General features: G+C 71.2%; 18 protein-coding genes and 1 pseudogene. 8 read left to right on the top strand and 11 right to left on the bottom strand.

All coding sequences use genetic code 11. The features are described from left to right. The first annotated feature begins 7 nt into the window (after window positions 1-7). Together KUG41_RS00095 and KUG41_RS00090 are read left to right on the top strand one after the other, a co-directional pair. Window positions 8-1,258, top strand: coding sequence for a 1-deoxy-D-xylulose-5-phosphate reductoisomerase (locus tag KUG41_RS00095; protein WP_216899849.1), 1,251 nt, complete (start codon window positions 8-10; stop codon window positions 1,256-1,258). Further along, window positions 1,255-1,605, top strand: a complete 351-nt coding sequence (locus KUG41_RS00090) for a ferredoxin (RefSeq protein WP_216899847.1) — start codon at window positions 1,255-1,257, stop codon at window positions 1,603-1,605. Before KUG41_RS00095 ends, KUG41_RS00090 begins: the two co-directional genes overlap by 4 nt. Here the strand turns inward: KUG41_RS00090 and KUG41_RS00085 are convergent. The 4 genes from KUG41_RS00085 to KUG41_RS00070 all read right to left on the bottom strand — a co-directional run bounded on the left by KUG41_RS00085 (window position 1,580) and on the right by KUG41_RS00070 (window position 5,603). After that, window positions 1,580-2,635, bottom strand: coding sequence for a YheT family hydrolase (locus KUG41_RS00085; protein WP_371733976.1), 1,056 nt, complete (start codon window positions 2,633-2,635; stop codon window positions 1,580-1,582). The two genes, KUG41_RS00090 and KUG41_RS00085, sit on opposite strands and share 26 nt — an antisense overlap. 93 nt (window positions 2,636-2,728) lie before the next feature. After that, entirely contained in the window at window positions 2,729-4,159 is a 1,431-nt protein-coding gene (locus tag KUG41_RS00080) for an NAD(P)(+) transhydrogenase (Re/Si-specific) subunit beta (RefSeq protein WP_254216666.1), read from the bottom strand. Beyond that, window positions 4,156-4,449 (bottom strand): NAD(P) transhydrogenase subunit alpha, encoded by a 294-nt coding sequence (locus tag KUG41_RS00075; RefSeq protein WP_216899843.1) that lies wholly within the window; start codon window positions 4,447-4,449, stop codon window positions 4,156-4,158. The genes KUG41_RS00080 and KUG41_RS00075 overlap by 4 nt, the downstream gene beginning before the upstream one ends. Further along, window positions 4,446-5,603: an NAD(P) transhydrogenase subunit alpha gene (locus KUG41_RS00070; protein ID WP_216899841.1), complete on the bottom strand. Its 1,158-nt coding sequence runs from the start codon at window positions 5,601-5,603 to the stop codon at window positions 4,446-4,448. The genes KUG41_RS00075 and KUG41_RS00070 overlap by 4 nt, the downstream gene beginning before the upstream one ends. Before the next feature lie 139 nt (window positions 5,604-5,742). On the opposite strand from KUG41_RS00070, the gene KUG41_RS00065 reads away from it, so the two are divergent. Together KUG41_RS00065 and KUG41_RS00060 are read left to right on the top strand one after the other, a co-directional pair. After that, a complete protein-coding gene (locus KUG41_RS00065; RefSeq protein ID WP_216899839.1) occupies window positions 5,743-7,227 on the top strand; it encodes a DEAD/DEAH box helicase in 1,485 nt (494 codons plus the stop codon). Between the two features lie 120 nt (window positions 7,228-7,347). Beyond that, the gene (locus tag KUG41_RS00060; protein WP_216899837.1) at window positions 7,348-7,638 is read left to right on the top strand and encodes a hypothetical protein; all 291 of its coding nucleotides are present in this window, start codon (window positions 7,348-7,350) and stop codon (window positions 7,636-7,638) included. A gap of 6 nt (window positions 7,639-7,644) precedes the next feature. Here the strand turns inward: KUG41_RS00060 and infA are convergent, their stop codons facing one another. Beyond that, window positions 7,645-7,914, bottom strand: a complete 270-nt coding sequence (gene infA / locus KUG41_RS00055) for a translation initiation factor IF-1 (protein WP_015108791.1) — start codon at window positions 7,912-7,914, stop codon at window positions 7,645-7,647. 231 nt (window positions 7,915-8,145) lie between these two features. On the opposite strand from infA, the gene KUG41_RS00050 reads away from it, so the two are divergent. Then, window positions 8,146-8,763 carry a pseudouridine synthase gene (locus KUG41_RS00050; RefSeq protein WP_216899835.1) on the top strand — a complete coding sequence of 206 codons (618 nt, stop codon included), beginning with the start codon at window positions 8,146-8,148 and terminating at the stop codon, window positions 8,761-8,763. Here KUG41_RS00050 and KUG41_RS00045 read toward each other — a convergent pair. The 4 genes from KUG41_RS00045 to KUG41_RS00030 all read right to left on the bottom strand — a co-directional run bounded on the left by KUG41_RS00045 (window position 8,735) and on the right by KUG41_RS00030 (window position 11,335). Beyond that, entirely contained in the window at window positions 8,735-8,950 is a 216-nt protein-coding gene (locus KUG41_RS00045) for a hypothetical protein (RefSeq protein ID WP_216899833.1), read from the bottom strand. The two genes, KUG41_RS00050 and KUG41_RS00045, sit on opposite strands and share 29 nt — an antisense overlap. A 52-nt stretch (window positions 8,951-9,002) precedes the next feature. Continuing rightward, window positions 9,003-9,965 (bottom strand): NAD(P)H-binding protein, encoded by a 963-nt coding sequence (locus KUG41_RS00040; protein WP_216899832.1) that lies wholly within the window; start codon window positions 9,963-9,965, stop codon window positions 9,003-9,005. Window positions 9,966-10,042: 77 nt separating this feature from the next. Then, a complete protein-coding gene (gene petM, locus KUG41_RS00035) occupies window positions 10,043-10,141 on the bottom strand; it encodes a cytochrome b6-f complex subunit PetM (RefSeq protein WP_216899830.1) in 99 nt (32 codons plus the stop codon). Between the two features lie 27 nt (window positions 10,142-10,168). After that, complete coding sequence (locus KUG41_RS00030; RefSeq protein WP_254216665.1) at window positions 10,169-11,335, bottom strand: N2,N2-dimethylguanosine tRNA methyltransferase; 1,167 nt, start codon at window positions 11,333-11,335, stop codon at window positions 10,169-10,171. A gap of 25 nt (window positions 11,336-11,360) precedes the next feature. Between KUG41_RS00030 and KUG41_RS00025 the strand changes: the two genes are divergently transcribed. Both KUG41_RS00025 and ilvN read left to right on the top strand, forming a co-directional pair. Then, entirely contained in the window at window positions 11,361-12,332 is a 972-nt protein-coding gene (locus tag KUG41_RS00025; protein ID WP_216899828.1) for an alpha/beta fold hydrolase, read from the top strand. Window positions 12,333-12,420: 88 nt separating this feature from the next. Continuing rightward, complete coding sequence (gene ilvN, locus KUG41_RS00020; RefSeq protein WP_216899826.1) at window positions 12,421-12,951, top strand: acetolactate synthase small subunit; 531 nt, start codon at window positions 12,421-12,423, stop codon at window positions 12,949-12,951. A 25-nt stretch (window positions 12,952-12,976) separates the two neighbouring features. Here the strand turns inward: ilvN and KUG41_RS00015 are convergent, their stop codons facing one another. Both KUG41_RS00015 and KUG41_RS00010 read right to left on the bottom strand, forming a co-directional pair. Further along, window positions 12,977-13,720, bottom strand: coding sequence for a peptidylprolyl isomerase (locus KUG41_RS00015; protein ID WP_216899824.1), 744 nt, complete (start codon window positions 13,718-13,720; stop codon window positions 12,977-12,979). 2 nt (window positions 13,721-13,722) lie between these two features. After that, entirely contained in the window at window positions 13,723-14,289 is a 567-nt protein-coding gene (locus tag KUG41_RS00010; RefSeq protein WP_216899822.1) for a photosystem I assembly protein Ycf4, read from the bottom strand. 176 nt (window positions 14,290-14,465) lie between these two features. On the opposite strand from KUG41_RS00010, the pseudogene KUG41_RS00005 reads away from it, so the two are divergent. Beyond that, window positions 14,466-14,577 (top strand): annotated as a pseudogene (locus KUG41_RS00005) (photosystem II D2 protein (photosystem q(a) protein)); the annotation flags it as partial.

Below are 14,577 nucleotides of genomic sequence, written 5' to 3'. Positions count from 1 at the left end.
GCCAGCTGTGAAGGCCATCAGCGTCCTGGGCTCCACCGGATCGATCGGCACCCAGACCCTGGAGATCGCGCGCGAGTTCCCCGACCGCTTCCGGGTGGTGGCCCTCAGCGCCGGCAACAACCTCGACCTGCTGGTGGAGCAGATCCTCTGCCACGGGCCCGAACTGGTGGCCCTCGCCGACGCCGACCGCCTCACCGATCTGCGTCAGCGACTGGAGGCCCTTGAGCCCGGCCGTCGCCCCAGCCGTCTGCCCGAGCTGGTGGGCGGCGCCGACGGGCTCTGCACGGCCGCCGCCTGGGGCAGCGCCGATCTGGTGGTGACCGGGATCGTGGGGTGCGCCGGCCTGCTGCCCACCCTGGCGGCGATCCGCGCCGGCAAGGACCTGGCCCTGGCCAACAAGGAGACCCTGATCGCCGCCGGGCCGGTGGTGCTGCCCGAACTCCAGAAAAGCGGCAGCCGGCTGCTGCCCGCCGATTCGGAGCATTCCGCCATCTTCCAGTGCCTGCAGGGCACCCCCTGGGCCGACACCGCCCGCCTCTCCACCGGCGTGCCCACCCCGGGCCTGCGCCGCATCCAGCTCACCGCCTCCGGCGGCGCCTTCCGTGACTGGCCCGCCGCCGACCTGGCCAAGGCCACCGTGGCCGATGCCACCAGCCACCCCAACTGGAGCATGGGGCGCAAGATCACCGTGGATTCCGCCACCCTGATGAACAAAGGGCTGGAGGTGATCGAGGCCCACTATCTCTTCGGCCTCGACTACGACCACATCGAGATCGTCATCCACCCCCAGAGCATCATCCATTCGATGGTGGAACTGGCCGACACCTCGGTACTGGCCCAGCTGGGCTGGCCCGACATGAAGCTGCCCCTGCTCTACTGCCTGAGCTGGCCGGAGCGGCTCGACACCCCCTGGCGGCGGCTGGATCTCACCGCCGTCGGCCAGCTCAACTTCAGCGCTCCCGACAGGGCCAAGTACCCCTGCATGGCCCTGGCCTACGCCGCCGGCCGGGCCGGCGGCACCATGCCGGCCGTGCTCAACGCCGCCAACGAGCAGGCCGTCGCCCTGTTCCTGGAGGAGGCGATCCCCTTCCTGGCCATTCCCCAGCTGATCGAGCGGGTCTGCGATCGCCACCGGGTCGACCACCACAGCGACCCCTGCCTCGACGACGTGCTGGCCGTGGACGCCTGGGCCCGCCAGGCCACCCGGGAGGCCGCCATCAGCCTCCACGGCCAGCCCCGCACGGCGCTGCCGGCATGAGCGGGGTCCAGCACCACCTGCTGCTCTGCGCCACCCCCACCAAAGCCCTCTGCGGCGATCCCGCCGTGGGAGCGGCGAGCTGGGGCCGGCTCAAGGAACGGATCCGCGCGCTGGGGCTGGAGGACCCCCTCCGCCCCGAGGGCGTGGTGCTTCGCACCAAGGCCGACTGCCTGCGGATCTGCGCCGATGGCCCGGTGCTGCTGGTCTGGCCCGAGGGCATCACCTACGGCGGCGTGACCGCGGAGCGCATCGAGCGGATCCTGCTGGAGCACATCATCGGCGGTGCGCCGGTGGAGGAGTGGATCCTGCGCCGCACCCCCTTCAGCCAGATGCCTGCCGCGGGTTGAAGCGCCCCAGCCAGGCCGCCGCCAGCCGATCGGCCCAGCAGGCCCAGGGCGCATCGCCGGGCGCGTGGAAACCGTTGTGGCCCCCGCGGGTGGTGATCAACACCCGCACCACCGATCCCTCCCGTCCGCCGACGGCCGCCGCCAGCTGCCGCAGGGGGCCGACGGGCACCCAGGGATCGTCGCCGGCGTGGATCAGCAGGGTGGGGGGCAGCGGGCAGCCCTCCAGCAGGGCCGCCAGGGGACTGGCGGCGGCGTAATAGGCCGCAACGGAATCAAAGCCCCAGCGCGGAGCGGTGATGGCGGCGTCGAAGCCCCGGATCGTGCGGGCCCGCTCCGGCCCCTCCAGGGCGCGGCGCTCGTCCTCCGTCACCCCGCCGGGATCGGCGAGGGTCTGCTTCCGCAGGCGATCCATCAGCCAGCGCTGGTACACCCGGTTGCGGCGCCGCTCGAACTGCAGGGCGCAGACCGCCAGATCGAGGGGACTGCTGACGCAGACCAGGCCATCCAGGGCCAGGCCGGCCAGACAGCCGTTCAACAGCACCGTGCCCCCCAGGGAGATGCCGGCGCCGTAGACCGGCAGGGGCGGGGCGTCGGCGCCGGCCTCCAGGGCCAGGTGGAACGCCAGCTGCCGCGCCCGGGCCAGGGCCGGAGCCAGATCCTCAAGGCACAGGGCGCAGTAGCTGCCCCGGGCGAGGGGCCGCCCCCGGCCCGCCCCGCGCAGGTTGAGGCGCAGCACCGCAAAACCCGCGCCCCCCAGGGCGAGGGCCAGCCGCCGGGGGCCGGGGCCGTCGCTGCAGCCGCCCAGGCCATGCAGCACCACCACCAGGCCCTTCGGCGGGCCGGAGGACGGGCGGTCCAGCAGACCCACCAGCCGGTCGCCGCTGCCCAGATCGATGGCCACCTCCTCCCCCCGCTCGGGGGGAAAACGCAGGGGCCGCAGGGTGTCCCGCAGGGTCTGCAGATCACCCCCGATCCAGGGGGACCTCTGGCGGAACGGGGTCAGGCCGAGGAGATCGGGAAGCTGGGACACAACCGGAACCGGGACGGAACAGGAGTGGGGAAGCGGGAGCAGAAGCCCATCGCTTCCCATCCTCACCCTCCCCGCACCGTCAGAGGGCCGCGCTCAGGCGGCCACCTTCGCCTTGCCCACTCCCAGGGAGCGCAGCTCCGTGAGGAGCCCGTTCAGCACCGCCTTGGCATCCCCGAACACCATGGCCGTCTGGGGCATCTCGAACAGGGCGTTGTTGATGCCGGCGTAGCCCGCCCCGAGGCTGCGCTTGACCACGAACACCTGCCGGGCCTGGTCCACCTCCAGCACGGGCATGCCATAGAGGGGGCTGGTGGGATCGTTCTTGGCCTGGGGATTCACCACGTCGTTGGCCCCCAGCACGATCACCACGTCGGTGCGGGGAAACTCGGGGTTGACCAGGTCCATCTCCAGCAGCTGCTCGTAGGGCACGTCGGCCTCGGCCAGCAGCACGTTCATGTGGCCGGGCATGCGCCCCGCCACCGGATGGATGGCGTAGCTCACCTCCACACCATGGGCCTCGAGAAGCTTGGCCAGCTCGCGCAGGGAATGCTGGGCCTGAGCCACCGCCAGGCCGTAGCCGGGCACGAACACCACCCGCTCGGCCTGCTCCAGGGCCATGGCGCATTCCTCGGCGCTGCAGCTGGTGATGCGGGTGTAGCCCGCCTCGCTGCCGCCGCCGCCAACGGCACCGCCGCTGGCGCCGAGGGCGCCGCCGAACAGCACCGACACCAGGGAACGGTTCATGGCGGTGCACATCACCTGGGTGAGGATCAGGCCCGCCGCCCCCACCATGGCGCCGGCCACGATCAGCAGCTGACTGCCCACCACGAAGCCCGCCGCCGCCGCCGCCACGCCCGAATAGGAGTTGAGCAGGGAGATGACCACCGGCATGTCGGCGCCGCCGATGGGCAGGGTGACGCCGATGCCCAGCAGGGTGGAGCCCCCCACCAGCAGCCACAGGGGCAGGCCGCCGGGATCCCCTGGCAGCAGCACCGCCGCCACCAGGCAGAGCACGGCCAGGGAGATGTTGACGCCGTGGCGCAGGCGGCTCTGGGTCCAGCCCGGGGTGTCGAGCCAGCCCTGGAGCTTGGCCATGGCCACGATCGAGCCGCTGAAGGTGATGGCGCCCACGAACACCGAGACGGCGATCGACACCAGCGCCACGATGTCGGCATCGCCGGCATCGAACAGGGCCACCCCGATGGCCACCAGCAGGGAGGCCATGCCGCCGCAGCCGTTGAACAGGGCCACGGTCTCGGGCATGGCGGTCATCGGCACCCTCCGGGCGGTGAGCAGGCCCGCCAGGCCGCCCGCGGCGGTGCCGGCGGCGATCCACAGCCAGGCGATCGGATCAGGGCGGATCTCGATCAGCAGCCCCAGCACCGCCAGGCCCATGGCCAGGGCGGCCAGGCCGTTGGCGCCACGGGCGGAACGCACCTTGGAGAGCCCCTTGATGCCCAGGGCCAGCAGCAGCACGGCGGCCAGATCGATGGCGCCGGCGAAGAAATCCATGGAGAAGGTCATCGGCTGTCGGCCTTGCGGCGGAACATGGCGAGCATGCGGTCGGTGACGAGGAAGCCGCCGATCACGTTGTAGAGAGCGAAGCCCAGGGAGAGGGCGCCGAGCACCAGCAGGGGGGTGTGGTCACCGGCGTGCTGGATGAGGGTGAGGGAGGCCAGCACGGTGATGCCGCTGATGGCGTTGGCCCCCGACATCAGCGGGGTGTGCAGGGTGGGGGGCACCTTGCCGATCAGCTCCAGCCCCAGCAGGCTGCCCAGCAGCAGCACCCACAGGGACTGCGAAAGAAGGCTCATGAACGGGCTCCGATGGGGGACAGGTCGGCGGGCTGGACGATGTCGTTCCGGCGGCAGACACCGCCATGGGTGAGGAGGCAGCCGTCGAGGATCGGGTCCTCCGGATCGAGCCGGAAACCTTCCTCACCCAGCACGTGCTCGATCACGGCAGCGATGTTGCGGGCATAGAGGGCGCTGGCGTGGTTGGGCACGGTGCTGGGCAGGCCGTCGGCGCCGATCAGCAGCACTCCGCGGCGCTCCACCGTGGCACCGGGAATCGTGCCGAAGCAGTTGCCCCCCTGGGCCACCGCCAGATCCACCACCACGGCGCCGGGCCGCATGCCGTCGAGCATCTCCTCGCTGATCAGGCGGGGCGCCGTCCGGCCGGGCACCTGGGCGGTGCAGATCACCATGTCGGCCAGGGCCAGCTGCTCGGCCAGCTGGCGCCGCTGGGCTGCCAGGAAGGCCTCGCTGGCCTGGCGGGCGTAGCCGCCGGTCTCCGCCGGCGCCTCCTCCAGCTCCGGGGGATCGATGAAGCGACCGCCGAGCGACTCGACCTGCTCCTTCACCGCCGGCCGCACATCCGACACGTAGACCACCCCGCCCAGGCGGCGGGCGGTGGCCAGGGCCTGGAGGCCGGCCACCCCAGCCCCCAGGATCAGCACCCGCGAGGGCTGGATCGTGCCCGCCGCCGTCATCAGCATGGGCACGTAGCGGTCGAGGGCCGCAGCCGCCAGCAGCACGGCCTTGTAGCCGGCGATGTTGGCCTGGGAGGAGAGCACATCCATCGACTGGGCCCGGCTGATGCGGGGCAGCAGCTCCAGGGCGATGGCGGAGGTGCGCCGCTCGTTCAGGGTGCGGGCCAGAGCGGCAGCGCCGTAGGGCGCCAGCAGACCCACCAGCAGGGAACCCGATTGCAGCCGCCCCAGGGAGGCCGACCCGGGAGGCTGGACGCAGAGGACTCCGTCCACCGCCTCCCAGGCCATGGCCTCGCCCTCCAGAAGCTCGGCACCGACGGCGGCGAAATCGTCGTCGAGAAAACCGGCGGCCTGCCCGGCCCCCCGCTCCACCTGCAGGCTCGCCCCCTTGGCCACCAGACGCCTGACGGTCTCGGGAGTCGCGGCGACCCTCCGTTCGCCGGGAGCGGTCTCCCTGGGAATCAGCAACTTGACCAACGACGGGGCCTACGCACTTCCCTTGCAATAAACAGCGCAGGAGGCAACGGCAAGCGCCCGGCCGCCAATGTGCGGACACCGGCACCGGCAGCCCCTGGCCGCCTCTGCGGGAGTCCGGCAGGAGCAGCAGAATCGACCGATGCCGGCACCGTCCTTCGATCTGGGTCTGCGATCCCGCCCGGGTCCCGGGGCAGGGGCGCCCGCCGGCGGCGGACCCCGGCCCCGGGACTGGCAGCGCCGGATGATCCAGCTGCTGCGGGCCCGGCTGGTCGCGGCGAGCCCGGGTGGTCAGGACGTGCTCATCCACGCCGGTCCGGGTGCGGGCAAGACCCTGGGGGCCCTGCTCGCCTTCCGCCAGCTGCAGGGGGAGGGACGGCTGGATCGGTTCGTGGTCTTCTGCCACCGCAGCTCGATCGCTCGCCAGTGGGTTGCCGCCGCCGGCCGGCTGGGGCTCGATCTGCGCGAATGGGACGCAGCAGGGGACCCGTCGCCCCCAGCTCCGGGCCAGGGTGGCCTGTTGCTGAGCTATCAGGCCGCCGCCCTGCACCGTCGGCGTCTCGAGGAGGAACTGATGGGCCCGCTGCAAAAGGAGTGCTGGCTGGCGATCGCCGATGAGGTCCACCATCTGGGCGTGGATCCCCTGGAACCGGAGGCCACGGCCTGGGGACACGCCTTCGCCAGCCTCAGCGGCGGCGCCCAGCTGCGCCTCGGGCTGACCGGCACCCCCTTCCGGGCCGACAACCTGGGCTTCTGCGCCGCCCGCCGGATCCAGGTCCACGACAAGGACGGGCCGGCCGAGCGGATCATCCCCGACCTCTGCGTCGAACCCCGCACTTTGATCGCCGCGGGCGATGTGCGGCCCCTGGAGTTCCGGTTCCAGGACGGCTGGGTGGAGCACGGACGACCGGAGGACGGCCGCCAGTCCGAGACATCCCCCCTGTCAGCGGAACAGCGGGAAAGCTGGCGGGCCCGCAACCTGCGGCGGGCCATCCGACCCGGAGACCGGGGCGGCATCGCCCTGCGACTGCTGCTCCAGGCCCGGCGCCGTCTGGAGCGGGTGCGGCTGGAGCACCCCGGGGCCGGGGGGCTGGTGGTGGCCCGGGACATCGGCCATGCGGGGCGCATCGCCGAACTGCTCAGCCAGGAAGGCGACCGGGTGCATCTGGTGCACTCCCAGGATCCGGAGGCGGCGAACCACCTGGCCGCGTTCCGGGCCGGCGCCGGCGACTGGCTGGTCAGCATCGACATGTGCGCCGAAGGCTTCGATGCGCCCCGCCTGCGGGTGGTGGCCTACCTGACCACCGTCGTGACCCGCAGCCGCTTCGTCCAGGCCATCACCCGGGCCGTGCGCATGGATGGGGAACGGGCGGACCGGGAAGCGATCCCCCGCCAGCCCTCCTACGTGTTCGCACCGGCCGATCCCCTGCTGATCAGCTACGCCCGGGGCTGGACCATGAGCGAGCCCTACGTGATCCGCCCACGACCGGGGGAGAAGCCACCCGGTGACGTGGGGGCGCCGGCCAGCAGCCTGCTGCTGCCTCTCCAGGCCCTGGGGGACGGCGCCGGGCGGATGCTCAGTGTGGGCGGACCGGTGCTGCCGAGTTTCCGCAGAGCAGGAACTTAAATTCTGCCGATTTCAGTCCTTTTCACGAGCTTTTCCTGCAACGATGTGACAACCAACACCATGAAACGGCCCTTCAGCCGCCAACGTGGGCCCAACAGGACATCCACCGAGATCTCCCCGATGGACTTTCCAGCGGACGGTTCCAGCGACCAGGACGGCGGCTTCGACCCCACTCTCGATGCTGCTGTCCACCGGCGGGTCACGGTGGCCGTCTGCTGGGCCCTGGCTCGACGGGCGGCGCTCGACGGCCGTGAACTGTTCGAGGACAGCTACGCCATCAACGAGGAATTCCGTGAATGGCTCCTCACCCTGGAAGACCATCCTGAGCTGCTTCAGGCCAATGTTTTGATGCTGCCCAGAAACCTTCACCTCGGCAGCCGCCCTGAGACGGACGGCCTGCTCGAGATCTGAACCGGATCAGCGACGCCGGGGACCGCCGGGACGGTTGCCGCCCGGACGCGGCCCCGTGGCGCCGGCGTTACGTTCCCGGTAAGTGATGCGGCCGCGGGTCAGGTCGTAGGGGCTGATCTCCACCAGTACCTTGTCCCCGGCCAGGAGCTTGATGCGGAACTTGGTGAGCTTGCCCGCCGCCCGGCAGAGGCACTGGTGACCGGCAGGCTGCTCGAGGGTGACGAGATAGAACCCGTTGCCCTGCTCCTTTTCGATCACACCGGACGTTTCGATCATGCGGGAGAACTGGACGTTGAAGGACGACAGGATTTCAGCTTAGGCGCCGGACCCTCCTGCCCCCTCGCCCGCACGGAGGGAAGACCGGAGCGATAGGGTCGGGCCACCGCACGCACCCGGCCCAACCCCCATGATCCTCCCTCCCATCTCGATGGATCTGGGGCTGCTGCTGATCTCGATCGGCGTGGTCAACCTCTGGCGGGCCCGCGAAAGCTCCTGAGCGCCAGGGCGGTGACCACCACCCTCCTGTTCCACAAGCCCTACGGGGTTCTCAGTCAGTTCACGCAGGAACCAGGCAGCCCCTGGCGCACCCTGGCTGACCACATCCACCGCCCGGGCGTCTACGCCGCCGGCCGTCTCGATGCCGACAGTGAGGGTCTGCTGCTGCTCACCGACCATGGGCGGCTGCAGCAACGGCTCACCGATCCCACCTGGGGCCACTGGCGCCGCTACCTGGTCCAGGTCGAGGGGGTGATCACCGAGCCGGCCCTGGCGGGCCTGAGGCAGGGCGTCACAATCCAGGGTCGGCCCACGCTGCCGGCCCGGGCCAGGGCCGTCGAGGATCCGGGCCTGCCGGAGAGGGAGCCGCCGATCCGCCATCGCCTGCGGGTGCCCACCGGCTGGCTGGCACTGGAGCTGCGGGAAGGGCGGAACCGGCAGGTGCGGCGCATGACAGCGGCCGTGGGGCTGCCCACCCTGCGACTGCTGCGCACGGCGATCGATCTCATGGACGGCGGCCCGCCCCTTGATCTGCAAGGCCTGAAATCCGGTGCCTGGCGTGAGGTGGCTCCTCCGGAGGCCGAACGGCTGGGGGACCTGCTCAGGCGAGCGCGTCCTTCAGTTCCCTGACCGTCTGGAGCTGACCGTAGTAATAGTTCGCCTTCGCGCGACGATCCGGGTCCTCAATGGTGTCGAAGGCGTCAAAGCCCAGTGATGCCCAGAGCTCGTGGCCACAGGCCCGGGTGAGCTCAGCGATGGCCTCCTCCTCCAGGTTGGCCAGCCGCCGCTGGAAATTCTTGATCTGGGAAATCGCCATGACCGCCGCCAATCCCGGCCATAGTACACATGCACTGGAATGAGCGGAAGGCTCAGAACGGCAGCTTCTTCTTGGCTTCCTTGTCCAGGTCCGACTCCATCTCCCGCAGCCGCCGCAGAATCGTGTCGTAGTACTCCTTGAGGTAATCCTCCAGACGGGTGGTCTCGGCAGGATCAAGACCGAAGGCGGCATAGCTTGCCTCCATCGGCGCATCAAGGGGCACTCCGCCCCCCACCACCTCGGCGAAGGCGAGACGTTCGGCCACGTTGAGGCTGGCCTCGAAGAACCCGGTGATCGACTGCATCAGCTGCAGCAGCACCGGCGGCACCCGGAACACCCGGGCCTCCCGGCCGCTGTAGCGCTCACAGAGCTGGGTGATCTCGCTGGTGGTCCAGGCCTTCGGACCCACCACCGGGAAGGCACGGCGCACCGTCTCCGGCCGCTCCAAGGCAGCCACGGCGAAGCGGGCCACGTCCTGGGTGTTCATGTAGGCGATCGGCGTCGGCGAGCCGCTCACCCACACCGTCTGGCTCTCCAGCACCGGGATGGCGAACTGGCTGATCAGACCCTGCATGAAGGCCACGCATCGCAGGATCGTGTAGTCGAAGTCGGAGGCCTCGAGCCACTGCTCGGTGCAGGCCTTGATGTCCATCAGCGGCACGCTGCGATGCTTCTCGGCACCCAGCAGCGACACGAACACCACCCGGGTCTGCCCCGCCCGGCGACAGGCCGCGAACAGGTTCTGCTTGCCGTCCCAGTCGATCTCGTAGGCGCTGCCTCCATCGGTGGCCCGGGCCGTGGCGGCATCGATCACGGCCTCCTGGCCCTCGAGGGCGTAATCGAGGCTGTCGGGTTCCAGCAGATCTCCGCGGGTGAGCTCGCAGCCCCATTCCTGCAGGAAGGCGGCCTTGCGGGGAGAGCGCACCATGCAGCGGACCAGGTGGCCGCCATCAAGGGCACGCCGGGCGATCTGGCGTCCGAGGGTTCCTGTTCCACCGATGACAAGAACCTTCATGGACCCCTGCAATGGAAGCGGGCTGAGCCTAGAGGTGCGTCCGGCGGCGACGCGATCGCCACCGCCCCGGCAAGGCCTCAGTCTTTCAGAAGCCTGAGCAGCAGGGCACCTCCGGCCAGTCCGACGGGGATCAGCACCCAGAAGATGGCGGCGATGCCGAAGATTTCAGAGGCCATGGCCCGGACGGAAGGGGAACGGGGTACCTATTTAGCAGCCGTGGCGGCGACCAGCCGCCGGGCGGTGGCCAGCACCACGGGCCAGGGCGCCTCGCTGCGCAGCTGGCCGGCCATCACCCCGCTGGCCGCCGTGGTGAAACCCGCCGCAGCCAGCGCCGCCACCAGGTCGGCCAGCGGAGGGGGTCCCTGCCCCAGCCGGCGGGCAATGGCATCCACGGGCCAGCAACGGGGCGTCGCCGCAGGATCGCTGCGGAGCCGTTCCAGCAGCCGCCGGCCCTGGCGCTCCAGGCAGGCGCCCTCCCCGTCGGCGGCCTGCAGCATCCCCGCAAGGGTAAGGGCATCCTGCAGCGGCCCGATCCAGAGCGGACCGCTCACCGCAAGGGCCGACGGCTCCCCGGACGGGGCCTGGGGGCACTCGCAGGGCCGCCAGCGGCCCAGCCGCAGCAGACTCTGCACCTGCTGATCACCGCAGCCGTGGCAATGGGCCACCAGGCCCAGCAGCCCCTCCTCCCCGGGGGCGGGGTGGCGCTCCAGCCGCACGGCGGTGCGGAAGGCCCGTCCTTCGCTGAAGCTCAGCAGAGGCAGGAGTCCACGGCCCATCGCCCAGGCGGAGCGGGCCAGCAGGCCCAGCTGAAGACGCAGGGCGATCTCCCAGCTGGCGGGGTGGGCCCGCGCGGCGGCCCCGAAGCGACGCACGGCGGCCCGACGGTCGTGGCCCGTGGCCGAGCGCCCATCGGTGCTGGCCAGGTAGAGCACACCGCCGAAAGCCACCGCCTCCAGGGCCAGGGGCACCAGGGAGGCAGGACAGCCGAAGGCATCCAGATCCACCAGGTCGAAGCGGCGCCCCTGGCCCAGGCAGCCGGCCAGCAGCTGCTGCGCGGTCTGCGCGCTGACCTGCCGCTCCAGCGAGGCCGGCAGCCGGGCCAGGTTCCGCGCCAGCAGGGGCAGCCGGTCGGGGTCAGCGTCGTTGGCCCAGACGGCGGTGGCGCCGCCCTCCAGGCCGTAGCGCAGGGCCCGGATGCCGCAGCCCGCCATCCCGTCCAGCACCCGTGCGCCGCATCCCCCGGACCGGCCGGCCAGGCCGCGCACCAGCAGAACGCCGAAGTCCCTGGCTGGGCGTGAAGCCGGGCGGAAGAAGCCGCCGCCGGTCTCCACCAGGGCCAGCCCTTCGCAATAGTGAAGGGGTCCGCTCAACTCCGGATCCTTGCCGCAACCATCGGTGTCGTCCGCCGACCCCCAGCCTGCCCCCGGGGAGGCCGCAGCGCAGGAAGGGGCCGACTGGGGGGAGCATGCCCTGTGGGAGTGGCGTGGCCACGGCTGCCACTGGCGCCGTCTGGGCGCCGAGGACCGGCCGGCCCTGGTGCTGCTGCACGGGTTCGGGGCCGGCAGCGGCCACTGGCGTCGCAACGCCGCTGCCCTGGCTGCCGCGGGCTGGTGTGTCTACGGCCTCGACCTGATCGGCTTCGGCTCCTCCAGCCAGCCCGGCCACCAGCGCCGCCAGGCCCTCGACAACCGGCTCTGGGCACGCCAGGTGCAGGCCTTCCTGGCGGAGGTGGTGCAGGCACCGGCCGTGCTGGTGGGCCATTCCCTGGGTGGTCTGGTGGCCCTCAGCTGCAGCGTCTACTTCCCCCGTTGGGTGAAGGCGGTGGTCGCCGCCCCCCTGCCCGATCCCACCCTGCTGATGGCCCACCGGCACGCCCCCGGCCACACCCCCCGGCGCCGCCCCTGGCGGCGCCGGCTGCAACGGCTGGTGGTCCAGGTCCTCTGCCGCCTGCTGCCCCTGGAGCTGGTGGTGCCCTTGCTGGCCCACTCGCCCCTGCTCGATCTGGGCATCCAGTCGGCTTACCACCACCCGGTGATCGGGGACCGGGAGCTGCACCGGGTGATCGCCTGGCCCGCCCGGCGCCCCGGAGCGGTGCGGGCCCTGCGGGCCATGAGCATCGCCATGGCCCTGCGGCCTCACCACGCCACCGCCGTGGCGCTGCTGCAGCGGCTGCGGCGGCCCGCCCTGCTGGTCTGGGGACGCCAGGACCGGCTGGTGCCGGTGGAGGTGGCGCACCAGTGCCGGCGCCTGCGCGGCGACCTCGCCCTTCTGGTGATCGACCAGTGCGGCCACTGTCCCCACGATGAAACTCCCGCCGCCTTCCACCGCGCCGTACTCGACTGGCTGGCCGGCCTGGAGACGGGCTGAGGGCGGTGCTCCCCCCGGCGCGTACCTTTGGGAACGAACGTGCCGGCTTCCCCACCGGCTTCCGCCGCACCCCGCCCACGAGCCCGACATGAAGCACACCCTCTCGGTGCTGGTGGAAGACGAATCGGGTGCCCTCAGCCGCATCTCCGGCCTGTTCGCCCGGCGGGGATTCAACATCGAGAGCCTCGCGGTGGGTCCCGCCGAACACCGGGGCATGTCGCGCCTGACCATGGTGGTGGAGGGGGACGACCGCACCCTCGAGCAGATGACCAAGCAGCTCAACAAGCTGATCAACGTGCTCGGGGTGATCGATCTCTCCACCATCCCGGCGGTGGAGCGGGAGCTGATGCTGCTGAAGGTGGCGGCACCGGCCGAGAACCGCAGCGCCATCTTCGATCTGGTCCAGGTGTTCCGGGCCAAGGTCGTGGACGTGGCCGACGATGCGCTCACCCTTGAGGTGGTGGGAGATCCGGGCAAGCTGGTGGCCCTGGAGCGCCTGCTCGAGACCTACGGGATCCTGGAGATCGCCCGCACGGGCAAGGTGGCTCTGGAGCGGGCCTCGGGGGTGAACACCGAGCTGCTCAAGGCCACCGTGTCCGACAAACGGGTGCCGGCCTGAGCCCGGCCGGCGCGGCTTCCCGTCCTCAGGGCTTCTTCTGCACGAGAGTGCCGCCCTCGATCACCCTGGCCCTGATCAGCTTGTCGCCCTGCTGGATCCGATCGACCACCTCCATCCCCTTGCTGACCCGGCCGAACACCGCGTAGCGACCATCCAGTTCCGGCAAGGCCTGAAGGGCCACGTAGAACTGGGAACTGGCGGAATTGGGATCGGTGGAGCGGGCCATGGCCAGGGCACCGCGCTCGTGGCTCAGGGCCAGCTGACGGGTGGCCGTGGGGCTGGTGATCTGGTCCCCGTAACGGGGTTCCGGCTCACCGGAGAGCCGGAGCTCCAGGGGGATGCGGCGGGATTCGCCGCTGGCCGGGTCCACGAACCCACCGGTGCCGTACTCGCTGACGGGCACCTTGGGATCGGCACTGCGGGGATCACCGCCCTGCACCACAAAGGGCACCGGTTCCCGCACCACCCGGTGGAAGACGGTGCCGTTGTAGACACCGCGGCCCACCAGATCGACGAAATTACCCGCCGTGAGTGGCGCCGCCGCCCCATCGAGGCGCAGCTCCACCGGCCCCTTGCTGGTGTCCATGGCCACCACCGCCGTGCCCTGCAGGCAGGGGGTGGTGGCCGCCGCGCAGCCCATGGGCGGGCTGCCCGGGTCGGCGGCGCAGGCGGCAAGGCCCAGGGGCGCAAGGGCCAGGGTGACCAGGAGCAGCAGTCGCCAGCCGATCCAGGCAGGGGCGAGGGAAACAGCGGTTCGGCGTGATCCCATGGTCACAGACCCTCCAGGGGGACGCCGAGGAAACGGGCCAGGCGGGCGCCTGACAGCTCCAGATCCGCCAGGGGCATCGGTTCCCCCACCCTGGTCAGGGGCATGTCCCGCCGCCCCTGGACCCGCAGAGCCAGCCGTCGCTGGGGACTGAGGCCATCGCGCACCTCCACCTTCACCGCCTGGATCTCCCGCAGGGGGATCACCACCTCGATCAGCCGGCGGAAGCCGCGGCGGCAGATGCGAGCTTCGCCGGCACGGCGATCGAAGCGGTTGCTGCCGGATCCGACATTGATGCCGATCACCAGCCAGAGGTAGGTGGCCAGCAGCAGGGCCGCCACTCCGTAGAGCCCCATCACCAGACCCTGGGGCACCCAGACCAGGTCGGCGGGATGGCCGATGGGCAGCAGGTCGCGGCCGAAGCGGCTGGAGGCGCTCGTGAGCACGAAACCGACCCCGCCGATCGTGACCGCGGCGGCCACCAGCAGGTTGGAGAGGCGCCGGGAGCCGAGCACCGGCTGCTCCAGCACCTGCTCGTCGGCGGAGGGGGAAGCGACGCCAGGCGAAGCCATGCGGGGGGAAGGGGCAATGGCTTGCCATCCTGCCGCGAAGCGGGCCGGGGCTCGCTGCCGGTCGTCGGTATCAGCCCGTGTAGCCCGGCGCGGAGGGCCGTTGAGCGTTGTTACCATCCCCCGGTAACCCACAGCCTTGCGGGTAATCCGCACCGCTTCACCACACCGCTTCACCCATGACGATCGCCCTAGGGCGCGCCCCGGCCACGCGTGGATGGTTCGACGTCCTCGACGACTGGCTCAAGCGCGACCGCTTCGTTTTCGTGGGCTGGTCCGGTCTGCTGCTCT

The organism is Synechococcus sp. CCY 9618 (assembly GCF_019038415.1).
Classification (GTDB): Bacteria; Cyanobacteriota; Cyanobacteriia; order PCC-6307; family Cyanobiaceae; genus Cyanobium.
The sequence above is the reverse complement of the archived record's forward strand: the minus strand, read 5'-3'. Positions and strand labels throughout refer to the sequence as shown.